This is a genomic window from Lacticaseibacillus parahuelsenbergensis (genome assembly GCF_030770265.1).
Taxonomy (GTDB): domain Bacteria; phylum Bacillota; class Bacilli; order Lactobacillales; family Lactobacillaceae; genus Lacticaseibacillus; species Lacticaseibacillus casei.
The window spans coordinates 1,822,693-1,840,914 of record NZ_CP132482.1 but is presented as its reverse complement, the minus strand read 5'-3'; the positions used below and the strand labels follow the sequence as shown (position 1 = coordinate 1,840,914).

At 48.2% G+C, this 18,222-nt stretch carries 9 protein-coding genes, 3 tRNA genes, 3 rRNA genes and 1 riboswitch; of the genes, 14 read left to right on the top strand and 1 reads right to left on the bottom strand.

The genetic code is table 11. The features are described 5' to 3' along the window. The first annotated feature begins 372 nt into the window (after nt 1–372). From LACPH_RS08615 to LACPH_RS08595, 5 genes are all read left to right on the top strand, one after another. Nucleotides 373–897, top strand: a complete 525-nt coding sequence (locus LACPH_RS08615; RefSeq protein ID WP_306386657.1) for a GNAT family N-acetyltransferase — start codon at nt 373–375, stop codon at nt 895–897. Nucleotides 898–1,017: 120 nt separating this feature from the next. Further along, nucleotides 1,018–1,572 carry a hypothetical protein gene (locus tag LACPH_RS08610; protein ID WP_010491332.1) on the top strand — a complete coding sequence of 185 codons (555 nt, stop codon included), beginning with the start codon at nt 1,018–1,020 and terminating at the stop codon, nt 1,570–1,572. Nucleotides 1,573–2,077: 505 nt separating this feature from the next. Then, nucleotides 2,078–3,754, top strand: coding sequence for an acetolactate synthase AlsS (alsS, locus tag LACPH_RS08605; protein ID WP_306386656.1), 1,677 nt, complete (start codon nt 2,078–2,080; stop codon nt 3,752–3,754). Between the two features lie 66 nt (nt 3,755–3,820). Continuing rightward, complete coding sequence (gene budA / locus LACPH_RS08600) at nt 3,821–4,531, top strand: acetolactate decarboxylase (protein ID WP_306386655.1); 711 nt, start codon at nt 3,821–3,823, stop codon at nt 4,529–4,531. A gap of 59 nt (nt 4,532–4,590) precedes the next feature. Continuing rightward, a riboswitch (Lysine riboswitch) is annotated at nt 4,591–4,765 on the top strand. A gap of 146 nt (nt 4,766–4,911) precedes the next feature. Next, on the top strand, nt 4,912–6,372 hold the full coding sequence (locus LACPH_RS08595) for an amino acid permease (RefSeq protein WP_306386654.1): 1,461 nt from the start codon (nt 4,912–4,914) through the stop codon (nt 6,370–6,372). A gap of 159 nt (nt 6,373–6,531) precedes the next feature. On the opposite strand, the gene LACPH_RS08590 is transcribed toward LACPH_RS08595, so the two are convergent. Then, the gene (locus LACPH_RS08590) at nt 6,532–8,061 is read right to left on the bottom strand and encodes a helix-turn-helix domain-containing protein (protein ID WP_306386653.1); all 1,530 of its coding nucleotides are present in this window, start codon (nt 8,059–8,061) and stop codon (nt 6,532–6,534) included. A gap of 245 nt (nt 8,062–8,306) precedes the next feature. Here LACPH_RS08590 and LACPH_RS08585 point away from each other — a divergent pair, with 245 nt between their 5' ends. From LACPH_RS08585 to LACPH_RS08545, 9 genes are all read left to right on the top strand, one after another. Beyond that, complete coding sequence (locus LACPH_RS08585) at nt 8,307–9,884, top strand: helix-turn-helix domain-containing protein (RefSeq protein ID WP_306386652.1); 1,578 nt, start codon at nt 8,307–8,309, stop codon at nt 9,882–9,884. A gap of 530 nt (nt 9,885–10,414) precedes the next feature. Then, the gene (gene serS / locus LACPH_RS08580; protein ID WP_306386651.1) at nt 10,415–11,698 is read left to right on the top strand and encodes a serine--tRNA ligase; all 1,284 of its coding nucleotides are present in this window, start codon (nt 10,415–10,417) and stop codon (nt 11,696–11,698) included. Nucleotides 11,699–12,080: 382 nt separating this feature from the next. Continuing rightward, a 16S ribosomal RNA gene (locus tag LACPH_RS08575) occupies nt 12,081–13,650 on the top strand. A 90-nt stretch (nt 13,651–13,740) separates the two neighbouring features. Beyond that, nucleotides 13,741–13,814 (top strand) — tRNA-Ile (locus tag LACPH_RS08570). A 34-nt stretch (nt 13,815–13,848) separates the two neighbouring features. Continuing rightward, nucleotides 13,849–13,921, top strand: a tRNA-Ala gene (locus tag LACPH_RS08565). 161 nt (nt 13,922–14,082) lie between these two features. Continuing rightward, nucleotides 14,083–17,000 (top strand): 23S ribosomal RNA (locus tag LACPH_RS08560). Between the two features lie 198 nt (nt 17,001–17,198). Next, nucleotides 17,199–17,315, top strand: a 5S ribosomal RNA gene (rrf, locus tag LACPH_RS08555). The 16S, 23S and 5S rRNA genes sit together here with 3 tRNA genes alongside, the layout of an rRNA operon. A gap of 7 nt (nt 17,316–17,322) precedes the next feature. Next, a tRNA-Asn gene (locus LACPH_RS08550) sits at nt 17,323–17,395 on the top strand. A 278-nt stretch (nt 17,396–17,673) separates the two neighbouring features. After that, the gene (locus LACPH_RS08545; protein WP_087912383.1) at nt 17,674–18,195 is read left to right on the top strand and encodes a hypothetical protein; all 522 of its coding nucleotides are present in this window, start codon (nt 17,674–17,676) and stop codon (nt 18,193–18,195) included. Nucleotides 18,196–18,222: the final 27 nt, after the last annotated feature.

The window sequence follows — 18,222 nt, the reverse complement described above, 5'->3', positions numbered from 1 at the left end:
TGTAATATGTAGGTGGCAACAGGTGCCACCGAGTGCGATCACATTTATCGCTGCCTGTCAGACGCGGGTGAGGTTTGCTAGTAAATCGAGCATCGTCTTGTCTGATTGTTATATTGAATTATTTTCAGATAACAACTTTATTTTACCGATAAGTAACATTCATCCAGCATAAAATGCTTGTGCATGGTTGCGCGATCGCATGAGCCACAATGAGCGGGGCTTGTCTTCGCGTCACGAATACTCGATAATATGAAAAGATAAATAGTTTGCCGCCGAAGAAAATGCGGGCTTTAATTCAAATGGGAAGGACGTTCATCTCAATAAACGGAAAAAATTTTCCACTAAATGAGACAAGCGTCAGGGGGAGGAACCATGTTACAAGGACCACGGGTGACAGTTCGCCCTTTTGCACTGGCAGATACGGATGATTATTTTGCTTATGCCAAACTGAAGCAGGTGACCATGGCCGCGGGTATGACACCTTTACTGACGCGGGAGGCGGCGGCCAATCATGTTCAACGCTTCGCCCGCGAGCAGCAGGATCTGGCGTTAGTTTACCAAATGCATGTGATTGGCAACATTGGGGTCTATCCCCGCGCCTTGTCGCCGGAAACAGGGGATGACATGACGCGTGAGATCGGGTATATCCTTAATCCGAATTTTTGGCATCAAGGACTTATGCGCGAGGGCCTGCAGCTTGTCATCGCTGATCAATTTGCTCATGGCATCAAGGCCATCTGGGCAGGCGTTTTTCCTGGCAATCAGGCGTCCATTCATTTATTAAAAAGATTAGGCTTTGTTTTCCAGTTTGAGGTGCCATTACCACGAGGGTTAACCGAGCACCAGCCGCGCGATGAACAATACTTTCGACTTTTGCCGAAACAGTTTGAAAAATGAGGATTTTCTTTAATCAGTTTTTGAAAGCCGGGTGAATTCAACGCGGTTTTTTTCTTTTGTGTAGGCATCGGATTGAAAAATGCTATAATGAAAAACGAGTAATAGTCTGGAGGTTTCAAAATGACTGTGCAAACAGAGTACCAGCAGGCCTATAAGAAGCGGCTTGCAGCAATCGAAGCCGATCCGCAGTTCACCGTGTTGTCAAGCATGAATCAGCCGCAGGATCCGGCGCAAAAGAAAGTGAGCCAATATATTGTGTTCACTGACTTTAAATCCGACGAACAAAAGCAAAAAACGAACTCGATTTACGTCTACACACCATTTGAAAATGTTGACAAGTATGGCCATTCGAAAGCGGATTATCAAGCACAGCTCCTGTTTGAAACCAATCGCTGGGATAATGTGATGCACATCACCGTCTTGGAGACACTGGGTTCTGAAAGTCGACTGGCTTTTTACGACTTTGAGAATCTGGGTTTGGCACAGCTGGCGTTAAAAGCATTTCTTAACCTGGCAATGAAAGCCGACATCGGTTTAGTCGACGGCACGATCAGTTCGTTTGACAAAGTTAACTTAGCCAAGTTACGTCACATTTTCACGAAATTCGGTTTTAATATGAAAATGACAGACCCCAAGACCGGCATCGGCAAAATCAGTCGTTCCATGCAGTCTTGAAAGCAGTCGTTATTTGGAAGTTGTATGATTGAGTTGGCATCGCCTATTGTGGCGGTGCTTTTTTGATGAGCGTGAACCGGCGCGGTAAGAAGTCGGAGCATAAGTGGCCTCGAGCCAAAATGGCTGGCCTTTGGCCATTTTGGCTCGAGGTCCTTATGTGCAGGCTTCTGCGCCGGTGAGCGCGTTATAGAAACCAGAGTTTGGCCGTTAATTGCCCTAAAATAGAACACCTGTAAGCAAACAAATAATCTGACCCGTCCCCGCGGCACTTTGTGAGCAGTTTTTAAGCAAAGTTTATGCCACTTCGTTTAAAATCAAGTTAATGCTAAAAACATCAGCTTATTGAATTCCAAACTGACTCGACCAATTTTATAATTGATACAGATTGATGAAAAATATGTAACAGAACATTTCTGTTTAGTCAGTGTTTTTCAAAAAAACTAGGCTTGAAACGGAACACAAAAAGCGTATTATGAAACACATCAATAATTTAGGAAGTGGCGAAATGGCAGAAGAGAAGCGCTATGGCGCAGATTTAATTGTCGAAAGTTTGGCAAATCACGGGATTGATTATGTTTTCGGTATCCCCGGCGCCAAAATCGATCGGGTTTTTGAAACCTTGGATCATCCCAAATCAGAAAAGAGTCCGCAATTAATCGTGGCACGGCATGAACAGAACGCTGCGTTCATGGCTGCCGGGATCGGGCGTTTGACTGGCAAACCCGGCGTTGTCCTGACAACTTCCGGACCAGGTGCTTCAAACCTAGCAACTGGCCTGGTGACCGCAACCGCTGAAGGTGATCCGGTTTTGGCTTTGTCTGGTCAGGTAAAGCGGGCGGATCTGTTGCGTAGTTCCCACCAAAGCATGCGTAATGCCGATCTTTTTGCGCCGATTACCAAATATGCCGCTGAAGTGCAGGATCCGGACAATGTTAGTGAAATCATTGCCAATGCTTATCAAGCCGCGGAATCCGGCAAGCAAGGGGCAAGCTTCGTGTCGATTCCTCAAGACGTCACTGATTCACCGGTGAACTCGGAACCGATTAAGCCGCTGGTGGCGCCAAAGTTAGGGCCGGCGAGTCCTAGTGATATGACTTACCTAGCGCATGCTATTAAAGAAGCTTCGTTGCCAGTTTTGTTGTTAGGTATGCGCGCGTCATCAAGCGACGTAACCGAAGAGATTCGCGAGTTGTTGTCAGTCACCGAGTTGCCGGTTGTTGAAACCTTCCAAGGTGCAGGTATTATCTCTCACCGCCAAATCGACAATTTCTTTGGCCGGGTGGGTTTGTTCCGCAACCAACCGGGGGATATGTTATTGCAACACAGCGATCTTGTCATTGCGATCGGCTATGATCCGGTTGAATATGAACCACGTAACTGGAATGCAGATGGCAAGTCGCGCATCATTGTCATTGACGATGTGCCAGCGGAAATCGATCACAACTTCCAGCCAGAAACAGAGCTGATTGGTGATATTTCCCAGACACTCGATATTTTAGTCCCGTTACTGCGTGGTTATCAGGTTGCGCCTGAAAGCAAGCAGTATCTCACAGAGTTACAGGCCAAATTACAGGAAAGTGATGTTCCGCCAGTCCTCTCAGATCAAAAAGTCTTACACCCGCTCAGTATTGTAGCCGCATTGCAAAAACGTGTGACAGACGACATGACAGTTGCTGTGGACGTCGGCAGCCACTATATCTGGATGGCCCGCCATTTTCGGAGTTACGAACCGCGCCACTTGCTGTTTTCCAATGGGATGCAGACGCTAGGGGTTGCTTTACCTTGGGCGATTGCGGCGACTTTGGTACGTCCGGGTAAAAAAGCAGTTTCAGTATCAGGTGATGGCGGCTTTCTTTTCTCTGGCCAAGAGCTAGAAACAGCCGTTCGTTTGAAGGCTGATTTGGTTCACATTATTTGGAACGATGGCCATTATGATATGGTAAAATTCCAAGAAGAGATGAAATATGGTCGGGCAGCAGGGGTCGACTTTGGTCCGGTTGATTTTGTGAAGTATGCAGAAGCTTTTGGTGCCAAGGGTCTGCGGGTCAATAAACCGAGTGAACTTGGCGAGGTGCTTGATGAAGCGTTTGCGACTAAAGGGCCAGTGCTGGTTGACATTCCGGTCGATTATTCCGACAATGCGGAACTCGGCGCGGCAATGCTGCCTGACCAGATTTATTAATCGTTGGCGGCAGGTTGATTCTGGGCGGCTGCAGGCCCAACCCTGCGCAAAAGGAGGGACTTCTTTTTGGAAACGGATCGATTGTATCAACATGGGACACTGGCAATGTTAGTGCCTGGTTTGTTTGCCGGAACGCAGACAATTGAAGCGTTGTTGCAACATGGTGACACTGGTATTGGCACGTTGACCGGCCTTGATGGCGAGTTGATTATTCAAGCCGGCAAAGTTTATCAGGTTAACGCACAAGGTACCGTTCGCGAAGTTGCAGCGGATGAGAAAGTGCCGTTTGCGAATGTTCATTATCAAGCCGATGTTTCGGCCGGGAAGCTTCAGGGGTTGGATCTGACCGGATTTCAGAAAGCGGTTCTTGATCGGTTACAAACGAGCAATCTTTTTGCGGCAGTTCGGGTCGAAGGTACCTTCACGCAAATGCACACGCGCGCTGTGTTGCCGCAACAGCCTCCTTATCCGACGTTGACAGAAACGGCTTCAGGCCAAAAAGAATTCCATGCCGATAACGTCAAAGGCACGCTGATCGGGTACTTTTCACCGGATCTTTATGCCGGTGCGGTATCGCCGGGTTTCCATTTGCACTTTTTGTCCGCCGATCATCACATGGGCGGGCACATTCTCGGATTTGAGCTCGACAGTGGCGAATTATTTTTACAAAAGTTCAGTGACTTTCAGTTACACCTGCCAACCGATGACGAACCGTTCTTAAAGCAGCACTTTGACACGGCTAGTTTAGTCGATGACATCCGCAAAGCTGAAAATTGAGTTAAAACCGGGTGAGAGCCGGTTGCCGTTAGAAACAAGACATGATAACGTGAACCATAATCAAGATTAGAGGTCGCACCGATCATCAGTCGCAACTGCAATGGCCTGAACGCCAGATGCGCAGTTGTTAAAGGGAAAGGTGCCGAAATGCCGGCTTAGTTCAGTGAGGCGGTGTTGGGCCAGTGGATAACATCTGCTGGACTGTCGCGACTATCGCGGGGCGCTAACAAATCGGATCACGTTTATTCATGACGAAAAGCAGAATAAGCCGATGGGTTAGTTACTGACACCCACCGGTTTTTTTAGTGCTTAAACGCCCTGTAACCGTAACAAACCCAACGTTTAACATCTCTCAACCCATTCAGCAAAGGAGTACTTTTGTGGCACAGTCAGCAACGAATCAGGTAAAACGAGAACTCAAAACCCGGCATCTTTCAATGATTGCCCTCGGCGGCAGTATTGGCACCGGACTTTTTGTCGCCAGCGGCAGCGCGATTGCAACTGCCGGTCCGGGCGGCGCTATCGCGGCATATATTGGTATCGGGTTAATGGTGTTCTTTCTGATGACCAGTTTAGGCGAAATGGCCACCTATGTGCCGGTATCCGGTTCCTTTTCAGAGTACGCCAGCCGGTTTGTTGATCCGGCGTTTGGCTTTGCCTTAGGTTGGAACTACTGGTTTAACTGGGCGATCACCGTTGCCGTCGATGTTTCGACAACGGCCATTGTGATGCACTTTTGGCTGCCGGATGTGCCAGGCTGGTTGTTTTCGCTGGGCTTTTTGGCGCTCATTTTTACGATTAACATTATTTCCGTTAAGTCGTTTGGCGAAACCGAATATTGGCTGTCATTAATCAAAGTGATCACCGTCATGGTCTTTCTGGTCGTAGGTTTGTTGACCATTCTTGGGATCATGGGCGGACACGGTCCCATCGGCTTTAAAAATTATACGACCGGGGCGGCGCCGTTTGTTGGTGGGTTGCCGGCAACATTAGCGGTTTTCGTGGTCGCAGGGTTTTCTTTTCAAGGCACCGAGCTAATCGGGATTACCGCGGGCGAAAGTGCTACCCCGGAAACCAGCATTCCCAAGGCGATTAAGCAGGTGTTTTGGCGGATCTTATTGTTCTATATCCTGTCTATCGCTGTCATTGCCGCCATCATTCCTTATACCAGTCCGAATCTGTTAGGCGCCAGTGTTGATCAAGTGGCGATTTCGCCGTTTACACTGGTTTTTGATCGAATTGGCCTCGCCGGAGCGGCCAGCGTGATGAACGCCGTGATTCTGACATCAGTTTTATCGTCTGCCAATTCCGGCATGTATGCTTCAACCCGAATGTTGTGGGCCATGGGCGGGTCCGGGTTTGCACCGCGCGTTTTTCGAAAAACGAATACGCGCGGTATTCCGATTGCAGCCTTACTACTGACGACGCTGGTCGGTGGTTTGACATTTTTAACCAGCATCATGGGACCCCATGTTTACCAACTGTTGGTCGCCGCATCCGGTCTGACCGGATTCCTGGCATGGCTTGGGATTGCGGTGTCACATTTTCGCTTCCGCCGTGCGTTTGTGAAGCAAGGGCATGATGTTCATGAGCTAAAATATCATGCAAAATGGTTCCCGGTTGGCCCGATTTTGGCGATTATCATGAGCTTAATTGTGATTGTGGGTCAGGATCTGCAAGCGGTGCAACATTTTGCCTGGGGGCGTCTGCTGATTTCCTACATGTCGATTCCGCTATTCATCGTTTTATTTGTCTGGTACAAGGTGAAGCATAAGACCAAACTGATTCCGCTAGAAAAAGTCGACCTTTCACCGCACCGCGAGCATCAGGCAAACAAGTGAGCGTGAGTAACGGGTTACCTGATTGGCTTTCTGACTGCAATGTTTCTCGCCATAGTTATGAATTCTCGCTAAACTAAAACAGCTCTAAAACGCAAATTGCTGCGTTTTAGAGCCGTTTTTTGATGGTTAACTGTCAAAATTTATTCGAACGACGGGAGCCTACGAAGGGGGATCGACATTTTGGGCTGATAACGAGGCGTCGGTTTTCTTTAGGTACAAGCGGCGAATCAACAAATACAGTTGGAAGATGGCGTCATCGCTGTCTTCCGCTGTCCAACTAATGATGTGCCCGTGAAAACCGGCAGGCGCAGCGGCTTTGATGGCCTGCTCATTATCGACGCTGGTAATGACGAGGTCTGCTGTTTTAAAAACGGCACGTTCTGGTAATAAGTGAACCATTGGAAGATCGGATAAGAAGTTGACGAGGCGGCGGTTAAGCAAGTTGTGGTCGAGATAGGCCAATCTGACCCGTACGGTAGGTGTTTCCGCAAAGTAGCGCAGATAAGGCGTCAGCAAATAGTAGAGCGTGCGCAAAAATAGATGCTGCTTACCAAGAAAGTGTCGATATGCCGGCGTATCAGGCAGCGTGGCAATGAATTCCTCAAGGCCTTGATAAAGATTGGTTTTGGTGTAATTCAACGCACGGGGATTGAAAAAGTCGACTAAATGCATGAAGTCGCCGCCCAAAATTTCGTTGTTCAAGGCGATTCGGGTTAAATTGAGGATTAAGCCTTGTTCGTGCTGAAGGTCAAAGACGGTGTGATGCCGAATATGATCACCTAAGAAGGCCAAAAGTCGTTTCACGAAATCCGCAGTAATCGTTTTTTGCTTAAGAACATAATGAATAAAGTCTTGATCGGCCGGTGTATCAGGCAAAAAGGTAATCGTGCGATGTTGCTGAAAATAGAAAAAGTCATTTTCACCCTTCATGAATTGCTGATTAAACGCCGGGAACATTTCTCGCGTATAAACGGCATGCTGGAAGGGCGGATAATCGTTGAAAATCCGGTCAAACGGCTCGTTGCCGGTAACAAAATGGTTGCCACTGATCCGCACCCGACAGATTGCCCAAAAGAGGATCTCTTCAAGAATATCGACCGGATTGGTTTTGGCATTGGGCAAGGCCATGTATTCTTTGACAATTTGCTGCTCATCCAAAACTTTAAATGGCCAGTCCACGCCATGATAGCCCAGCCAGTAAAAATCAAACAGAAACAGCCGGATTCGGCTTTCTTCGCCGATGAAGCATAAGTCACTAAAAGACAGCTTAATTTGGAATCGTTCGAGCAATGCGCGCAAGGCGACGGTTTTCCGCACCAACGTCGAGCGACTAATGAAATGGGCGCGACAAAATTGCTCGGTAGAAGGATGATTTGCCTGAACAATGTAGTCGACAAATTGAAACGCGATCGCATGTTTTAGCAAATAAAGGTGATAATCATCAACCGTCACGTCAATTTCCATGAGAAGGTTGATTTGTTTACGTTTAAGATTTTCCGGGTGGGCAGTTAATTCAGTTAGATCGCGGAAGAGTTCCTGCAAGATGTTGTAACCTTGCTGATAAGAAAGGTCTAGGTGCCGACTGAGGGTATTAATGGTGTAAGTTTGGACATTACTATCCTTGATAGCTGAAAACATTTGGTACTTTTGTAAATCAGCGCGGTCAAGAAAGGTTTGTTCGTAAAGCATCGTGATCCCCCAATCTGAAGACAGTTTAGTTCGCTTCAATATCAATTATAACAAAGAATGAAAAGTATGACGTTTTATTAGTGAACTATTGAACTTTAAACATGCGTAAAACCATCTGTTAAGATAGGAAACTGCTATAAAAATGGTATAGACAAGCTTTGTGCCGAGCTTGAAACCTGACGCTGTATGTTCGATGAAGTATAATCATGGGAAATGGGGTAAATTATCTGAAGTAGGGAGATTTTATGAAAGACAATCATGATATTTTTTTGTCAATGTCTGACGCTGAGAAACTGGGGTTGTTTCGTACCATTATCGAGGTACGGGAAGCGCAGACACCAGTTACGGCAAAATTAGCGGTTTATCGTGGTCATCGGCCCTTGGTAAGTGAGGTTAATCTCAAACAGATAGCAGCGCTTACGAACCGCAATTATGGCAGCGTCTATAATACTTATAACGGCCTGATCAGTTCACTACAGGCAATGCTCGGCCGTCACCACAGTTCGGTGAAAACTTTATTTGCGGTACCACCCGATGAATTTCGCTATCATCTCGTCGCACAATCACATCCATACAAATTTTTAGACGCTGTCTTATATCAACGTTATGAGAATCTTGACGATTTTTTGAAAGCATGCGATAGCTCTAAAGCTACGGTTTTGCGCCATCTAAAAGCGATTCGAGGCTATGCGCGGCAAAGCGGGGTGCAGTTCTCGTATGAAACACTATCATTTACCGGCCCGGAATTAAACATACGGCTGTTTATGACAATTGCTTATTGGCTGGCAACCAATGGCGTGGCGTGGCCTTTTGAAAATTTAACGCACCAGCAAGCTGGCCAGATTCTAGATGGCTTACTGGTCGTTTTCGATGGCGGCAAGGTCAATACCATCACGCGTGAGTTACTAATGTATTATGTGGCGATTTCCCATCAGCGCATTTTAAGCGGCCACATTTTGGTGCACGATGCGCAATCGGAGGTGCTGCATTACCCAGTTCCCAATTTGTTCAGCGACGCGGCCTCGCGACTACTGGATAAATCAAAACAATTTGAGCATTTGACCACACAGCAGCAGCAGAGCGAAAGTGACGCGCTTTATTTTCTATTTAATTTTGCACCGCTATATATTATCACGGATGAACAAGTTGAAAAGCGGATGATCGAGCGCTACAACAACTATAATCCCGAGATTTATCAATTGATCAGCGGATTTTTCGAGCATTTTCCATACAGCTTCAAGCGTGATATTCACCTACCCGATGATACTTACCGTTTGCTATTCGTCAATATGCTAAGTGTGACAGTGAGTGTGCTGGCGTTTAATAAGGATTTTACGACCAGTTTGTTAGCCGAATTCAGTTCAAACATTCAGCAAACCAAGGATGATCCGGCATTTTATCAACAGGTTAAGGTCACGCTTGACGAAGTGATTGGGCGCAAGAAGCTGTCATCGTTTCGAAATTGTCGAGAAGTTTTGACAGAGGCGTTTTATCGCAGTTTGCACCAACTTGTGGTTCAATTTCAGCCACGCAAAAAAGTGTTGGTTGCTCCGATTATCGAACAAACAATGACTGGCTATATCGATCTCTTGGCGTTTTTGCATGCAGTCCCGTTCGTTGAGTTAGCGTCGCCTGATGCTAATCTCAAGGATGTTGATCTGGTCATCACGACTTCGGTAGGGCTCATTCAAGACAATGTCGGTAAGACGCAGATTTTCCCGTGGCACATCAATGTCACCAATGACCACTACGGCCAGCTTTATAGTTTGCTACGTGAACTTTGGGATGAAAAGATGCTCAAAGAAGCCCGGTTTATCTACTAGAACGCGATGCAATCCGTTCAATTGACTGGAGTAGGGTACGTCTTCATCCTAAAAATCCGAAAATTTCTTGTATCCTATGTCGAGATGCGGTATTTTAGCAATGTATAGTTAACACGTCTGAAGCGCCTAAGTGGATGTTTTAGAGAGTCAGCGGTTGGTGCAAGCTGACAATCATCCTTATTCCAGCGCATGAGTGGGCAGTGATGAGCTGCACGGAAGCCGACCGTTATCGGCTAAGAGGGTGGCGTTCTACGCCAAACTTGGGTGGTACCGCGGAAAGAAGCCTTTCGTCCCATTGGAGATGAAGGGCTTTTTGTGTTGAGCGTGAGCCGGCGCGCTTAGGGGTCGGAGTGTAAGCGGCCTTGGTCGGGATGGCCCGGGCTTAGGCCATTGCGACCAAGGTCCTTACACGCAGACCCCTGCGCCGGCGAACGCGTTATGGTTGAGCGTGAACCAGCTCCTGCGCCGGCAAACGCGGCAAGGCAAACTTTGACGTGTCAGATACATCAAAATGATGAGGGAGGAAAAGTATGTTAGATCTGAAATTGATTCGGCAAAAGCCTGAATGGGCGAAGAAAAAATTAGCAGCCCGGGCGATTAAGGGTGAAGAAATCGACGAGCTACTGGCTCTAGATGAAAAACGCAGAAAAGTGACAGTGCAAACCGAGGAACTAAAAGCTCAGCGTAATGAAGTTTCCGGGAAGATTGCCGTCATGAAGCGCAACAAAGAAAATGCGGATGACCAAATTGCAGCGATGCGTGAAGTCGGCCAGAAGATCAGTGCTTTAGACAAAGAACTGGCGACACTTAATGAAAAAGTGACTTATATTCTTGTGCGTTTACCGAATTTTCCGGCAGATGACGTACCAATGTCACTTAATGAAGATGACTCCCGGGAAGAATACAAATGGGGTAAGATCCCAAGTTTTGACTTTAAGCCGAAGCATCACTGGGACATCGGGGAGAGTCTGGGTATTTTGGACTTTGAACGAGCCGCAAAAGTTTCAGGCAGCCGTTTTGTTTACTATAAAGGGGCAGGAGCCCGTTTAGAACGTGCCGTTTACAATTTCTTTTTAGATGAACATCAAAAGGAAGGCTACGAGGAAATCATTCCCCCTTACTTGGTTAACAACGATTCCATGTTTGGGACTGGCCAGTTCCCTAAGTTTACCGATGCTACTTACACCATTACAAATGACGGCGAGCCATTAACCATGATTCCGACAGCCGAAGTGCCATTGGTGAACTATTATCGTGGTGACATTATTGATGCTGATAAACTGCCAATTAATTTTACGGCTTTAACGCCAGCGTTTCGTTCCGAAGCCGGAAGTGCCGGTCGTGATACTCGTGGTTTGATCCGCATGCACCAATTTAATAAGGTTGAAATGGTGAAGTTCTGTAAACCAGAAGATTCATGGAAAGAATTAGCGAATCTGATTCATGACGCTGAGGATCTGTTGCGTAAGCTTGGATTGCCTTACCATGTCATCACGTTAGCCAGCAACGACGCCAGCTTTACCAGTGCAAAGACGAATGACCTTGAAGTCTGGTTGCCAGCGCAAGACCGATACCGAGAAATCTCGAGCTGCAGCAATTGCACAGACTTTCAAGCGCGCCGTGCGCAGATCCGTTATCGCGACGATGAAGGCAAGTTGCAGTTTGTCCACACACTCAACGGTTCAGGACTGGCAGTTGGCCGAACGGTAGCAGCCATTCTTGAAAATTACCAACAAGAAGACGGCACCGTTAAGATTCCGGATGTCTTAGTTCCTTACATGCATGGCAAAACTGTCATCAAACAAGAAGACTAATTGAAAAAGTGCATGTTTATGCAGCGAATTGTTAATAATTTGCTGCATTTTTGATTGAATGTTCGGCCTTCAATTTCTTAGTAAAACCTCATTTAAAAAGTGTTGACGGCGTTCAACAAAGTTGCTATCATATTCTTCGTTGTCAAATTGATAGCACATCAGGGCATTCAACAAATGCATGTTTATTCAAAAAGTTGTTGACATGATTTGCTCGTCATGATAATCTATCAAAGTTGTCTTTTGACAAGGTCGTCCTTTGAAAACTGAACAAAGTTTCGTTTAAATGTGCAGGGTCCTTGATACTTCGGTATCGAGGCAAAAAGTAACATTTGCGAAGTCAATTCGCTAGAACAACAAATCGAGCTATTCGAACAGCTCATATTTATATGAGAGTTTGATCCTGGCTCAGGATGAACGCTGGCGGCGTGCCTAATACATGCAAGTCGAACGAGTTTTGGTCGATGAACGGTGCTTGCACTGTGATTCGACTTAAAACGAGTGGCGGACGGGTGAGTAACACGTGGGTAACCTGCCCTTAAGTGGGGGATAACATTTGGAAACAGATGCTAATACCGCATAAATCCAAGAACCGCATGGTTCTTGGCTGAAAGATGGCGTAAGCTATCGCTTTTGGATGGACCCGCGGCGTATTAGCTAGTTGGTGAGGTAACGGCTCACCAAGGCGATGATACGTAGCCGAACTGAGAGGTTGATCGGCCACATTGGGACTGAGACACGGCCCAAACTCCTACGGGAGGCAGCAGTAGGGAATCTTCCACAATGGACGCAAGTCTGATGGAGCAACGCCGCGTGAGTGAAGAAGGCTTTCGGGTCGTAAAACTCTGTTGTTGGAGAAGAATGGTCGGCAGAGTAACTGTTGTCGGCGTGACGGTATCCAACCAGAAAGCCACGGCTAACTACGTGCCAGCAGCCGCGGTAATACGTAGGTGGCAAGCGTTATCCGGATTTATTGGGCGTAAAGCGAGCGCAGGCGGTTTTTTAAGTCTGATGTGAAAGCCCTCGGCTTAACCGAGGAAGCGCATCGGAAACTGGGAAACTTGAGTGCAGAAGAGGACAGTGGAACTCCATGTGTAGCGGTGAAATGCGTAGATATATGGAAGAACACCAGTGGCGAAGGCGGCTGTCTGGTCTGTAACTGACGCTGAGGCTCGAAAGCATGGGTAGCGAACAGGATTAGATACCCTGGTAGTCCATGCCGTAAACGATGAATGCTAGGTGTTGGAGGGTTTCCGCCCTTCAGTGCCGCAGCTAACGCATTAAGCATTCCGCCTGGGGAGTACGACCGCAAGGTTGAAACTCAAAGGAATTGACGGGGGCCCGCACAAGCGGTGGAGCATGTGGTTTAATTCGAAGCAACGCGAAGAACCTTACCAGGTCTTGACATCTTTTGATCACCTGAGAGATCAGGTTTCCCCTTCGGGGGCAAAATGACAGGTGGTGCATGGTTGTCGTCAGCTCGTGTCGTGAGATGTTGGGTTAAGTCCCGCAACGAGCGCAACCCTTATGACTAGTTGCCAGCATTGAGTTGGGCACTCTAGTAAGACTGCCGGTGACAAACCGGAGGAAGGTGGGGATGACGTCAAATCATCATGCCCCTTATGACCTGGGCTACACACGTGCTACAATGGATGGTACAACGAGTTGCGAGACCGCGAGGTCAAGCTAATCTCTTAAAGCCATTCTCAGTTCGGACTGTAGGCTGCAACTCGCCTACACGAAGTCGGAATCGCTAGTAATCGCGGATCAGCACGCCGCGGTGAATACGTTCCCGGGCCTTGTACACACCGCCCGTCACACCATGAGAGTTTGTAACACCCGAAGCCGGTGGCGTAACCCTTTTAGGGAGCGAGCCGTCTAAGGTGGGACAAATGATTAGGGTGAAGTCGTAACAAGGTAGCCGTAGGAGAACCTGCGGCTGGATCACCTCCTTTCTAAGGAAACAGACTTTAAGTCTGACGGAAACCTGCACACACGAAACTTTGTTTAGTTTTGAGGGGACGACCTCTCTTTTTACGCCTATCGGGCCTATAGCTCAGTTGGTTAGAGCGCACGCTTGATAAGCGTGAGGTCGATGGTTCAAGTCCATCTAGGCCCATCAAGCGTTCGCTTGTTAATTGAACAACCCTTATGGGGGATTAGCTCAGCTGGGAGAGCGCCTGCTTTGCAAGCAGGAGGTCATCGGTTCGATCCCGTTATCCTCCATTGGCCGTCAGGCCAATTCACCGACGCAAGTCGGCGACTTTGTTCTTTGAAAACTGGATATCATTGTTGTAAATGTTTTAAATTGCCGAGAACACAGCGTATTTGTATGAGTTTCTAATATAGAAATTCGCATCGCATAACCGCTGACGCAAGTCAGTACAGGTTAAGTTACAAAGGGCGCACGGTGGATGCCTTGGCACTAGGAGCCGATGAAGGACGGAACTAATACCGATATGCTTCGGGGAGCTATAAGTAAGCTTTGATCCGGAGATTTCCGAATGGGGGAACCCAGTACACATCAGTGTACTGCCTGCAAGTGAATTCATAGCTTGTTGGCGGCAGACGCGGGGAACTGAAACATCTCAGTACCCGCAGGAAGAGAAAGAAAACTCGATTCCCATAGTAGCGGCGAGCGAAGTGGGAAGAGCCCAAACCGAGAAGCTTGCTTCTCGGGGTTGTAGGACTGGACATTGGAGTTACCAAAGTTCGACGTAGTCGAAGTCAGCTGGAAAGCTGCGCCATAGAAGGTGAAAGCCCTGTAAGCGAAACGGCGGACCCTCCGTCCAGGATCCTGAGTACGGCGGAACACGTGAAATTCCGTCGGAATCCGGGAGGACCATCTCCCAAGGCTAAATACTCCCTAGTGACCGATAGTGAACCAGTACCGTGAGGGAAAGGTGAAAAGCACCCCGGAAGGGGAGTGAAACAGTTCCTGAAACCGTGTGCCTACAATTAGTCAAAGCCCGTTAAAGGGTAATGGCGTGCCTTTTGTAGAATGAACCGGCGAGTTACGTTTGCCTGCGAGGTTAAGATGAAAAGTCGGAGCCGGAGCGAAAGCGAGTCTGAACAGGGCGAATGAGTAGGCAGATGTAGACCCGAAACCAAGTGACCTACCCATGACCAGGTTGAAGGTGTGGTGAAACACACTGGAGGACCGAACCCATGTATGTTGAAAAATGCTGGGATGAGTTGTGGGTAGCGGTGAAATTCCAAACGAACTTGGAGATAGCTGGTTCTCTCCGAAATAGCTTTAGGGTTAGCCTCGGAGGATGGATCATGGAGGTAGAGCACTGTTTGAACTAGGGGCCCATCAAGGGTTACTGAATTCAGATAAACTCCGAATACCATCGATCTTACTCCGGGAGTCAGACAGTGAGCGATAAGGTCCATTGTCGAAAGGGGAACAGCCCAGATCACCAGTTAAGGTCCCTAAATTTATGCTAAGTGGAAAAGGATGTGGCGTTGCACAGACAACTAGGATGTTGGCTCAGAAGCAGCCACCATTTAAAGAGTGCGTAATAGCTCACTAGTCGAGTGGCACTGCGCCGAAAATATACCGGGGCTAAGCATAATACCGAAACTGTGGGTGCACCCGTCAGGGTGCGCGGTAGGAGAGCGTTCTAAGGGCGTTGAAGGTCGATCGTGAGGACGGCTGGAGCGCTTAGAAGTGAGAATGCCGGCATGAGTAGCGAAAGATCAGTGAGAATCTGATCCACCGTATGACTAAGGTTTCCTGGGGAAGGCTCGTCCTCCCAGGGTTAGTCGGGATCTAAGGCGAGGCCGCAAGGCGTAGTCGATGACAAGCAGGTTGAGATTCCTGCACTAGTTTATTTTGTTTAAGCGATGGAGGGACGCAGGAGGCTAAGGAAAGCGCACGGCTGGAAAAGTGCGTCCAAGCCGCAAGTCTGGTGGCGAGTGAAATGCTTGCGACCATAAGGACAAGCGGTGATGGGGAGCGAAATTAAAGTAGCGAAGTTCCTGATGTCACACTGCCAAGAAAAGCTTCTAGTGAGAAATAAACTACCCGTACCGCAAACCGACACAGGTAGTCGAGGAGAGTATCCTCAGGTGAGCGAGCGAACTCTCGTTAAGGAACTCGGCAAAATGACCCCGTAACTTCGGAAGAAGGGGTGCTGACCGCAAGGTCAGCCGCAGTGAATAGGCCCAAACAACTGTTTATCAAAAACACAGGTCTCTGCTAAATCGAAAGATGATGTATAGGGGCTGACGCCTGCCCGGTGCTGGAAGGTTAAGAGGATGAGTTAGCGCAAGCGAAGCCCAGAATTGAAGCCCCAGTAAACGGCGGCCGTAACTATAACGGTCCTAAGGTAGCGAAATTCCTTGTCGGGTAAGTTCCGACCCGCACGAAAGGCGTAATGATTTGGGCACTGTCTCAACGAGAGACTCGGTGAAATTATAGTACCCGTGAAGATGCGGGTTACCCGCGACAGGACGGAAAGACCCCATGGAGCTTTACTGTAGCTTGATATTGAGTGTTGGTACCGCTTGTACAGGATAGGTAGGAGCCGTAGAGATCGGAACGCTAGTTTCGATGGAGGCGTTGGTGGGATACTACCCTAGCTGTATGAACACTCTAACCCGCGCCACTAATCGTGGCGGGAGACAGTGTCAGGTAGGCAGTTTGACTGGGGCGGTCGCCTCCTAAAATGTAACGGAGGCGCCCAAAGGTTCCCTCAGAATGGTTGGAAATCATTCGCAGAGTGTAAAGGTAGAAGGGAGCTTGACTGCGAGACTGACAAGTCGAGCAGGGACGAAAGTCGGGCTTAGTGATCCGGTGGTTCCGTATGGAAGGGCCATCGCTCAACGGATAAAAGCTACCCTGGGGATAACAGGCTTATCTCCCCCAAGAGTCCACATCGACGGGGAGGTTTGGCACCTCGATGTCGGCTCATCGCATCCTGGGGCTGTAGTCGGTCCCAAGGGTTGGGCTGTTCGCCCATTAAAGCGGTACGCGAGCTGGGTTCAGAACGTCGTGAGACAGTTCGGTCCCTATCCGTCGCGGGCGCAGGAAATTTGAGAGGAGCTGTCCTTAGTACGAGAGGACCGGGATGGACGTTCCGCTGGTGTACCAGTTGTGCCGCCAGGCGCATCGCTGGGTAGCTATGAACGGAAGGGATAAACGCTGAAAGCATCTAAGTGTGAAGCCCCCCTCGAGATGAGATTTCCCATTCCTATATGGAAGTAAGACCCCTGAGAGATGATCAGGTAGATAGGCTGGAAGTGGAAGTGCAGCGATGCATGGAGCGGACCAGTACTAATCGGTCGAGGACTTAACCAAGTAAGAGCGTGAGCAGGAGCGCTTAGAAACCGGAGCATAAGCGGGTCTGAGTTCGTTGGCCGGGTTTTGGCCAATGGACTCAGGGTCCTTATGTGGAGGTTTCTGCGACTGCGAACGCGTTTCGATGAAATGCACTGGTTCCCGACAACACAAAAGCAACAATGATAGCCAGTTTTGAGAGCGCAAAGTTCTCATAAGTGTGGTGGCGATAGCAAGAAGGATACACCTGTTCCCATGCCGAACACAGAAGTTAAGCTTCTTCACGCCGAGAGTAGTTGGTGGGAAACTGCCTGCGAGGGTAGGAAGCTGCCACGCTGTTTATTCCGGTTTAGCTCAGTTGGTAGAGCACCTGACTGTTAATCAGGTTGTCGTCAGTTCGAGCCTGACAACCGGAGCTCATGAAACACTCGTCGTTGGCGGGTGTTTTTTTCTACAAAGATTTGATGCAACATAAAGTTAGCAATGAGACAAAACTGGCGGTGACACTGTGTCACCTCCCAATGAGAATGACGCGTAATTTAAATACGCCAGAAGATATGCTTAAGGGCATAGTAAGTTGGATTTAGCAAAATCATTGCCAAGGGCGACGTGTCGGTCAAACTTGACCAGGCTTGGCAATATCCGCATAATGTTGATACAGAGTTTTGTCAGTGAAAATGAAAGAGGTATCGTGATGAATAATCGGATTCAACTTCGCCAGCAGAAAAAGCCTCGTCATCGGGGACTTAAAATTTTTGCAATTGTTGCAGGCGTCTTGGTTTTGTTGATCGTCGCTTGCGTTTTCTTTTTTCCGCAAATCAATAATACGATTCGCAATGTGACGGGGAATGATACGCCAGCAGATGCCGCAGTTAAATCTCGCTTGGTGTCGGAAATTACTGCGCAGAAGACGGGCAATGCAACGACTGATGCGGCACTCCAACGCGCAGCTGATACATTGAAAGAGACTAAAATGAGTACGATCATGAAAGCCGCGCAAGATCAGGATCAGGCAGCGGTTCTACTGCAAAAGGCAACTGGTGCCAATCAGGCGCAAGCTAAGCTAGCTGCAGCATTGTTGTTCCAAGAGAAATCGATCACTCCGGTTCGCCAAGCAATCGCTTCAGGTGACTATTATCGAGCGTATCAGGATGTCAAATCGTTGCAACAACAAGGTAACACTAGTACGTTACAGAATTTATTGACCGGTCAGTAAAAACAAAACAGCTCCCGCATGGCAATG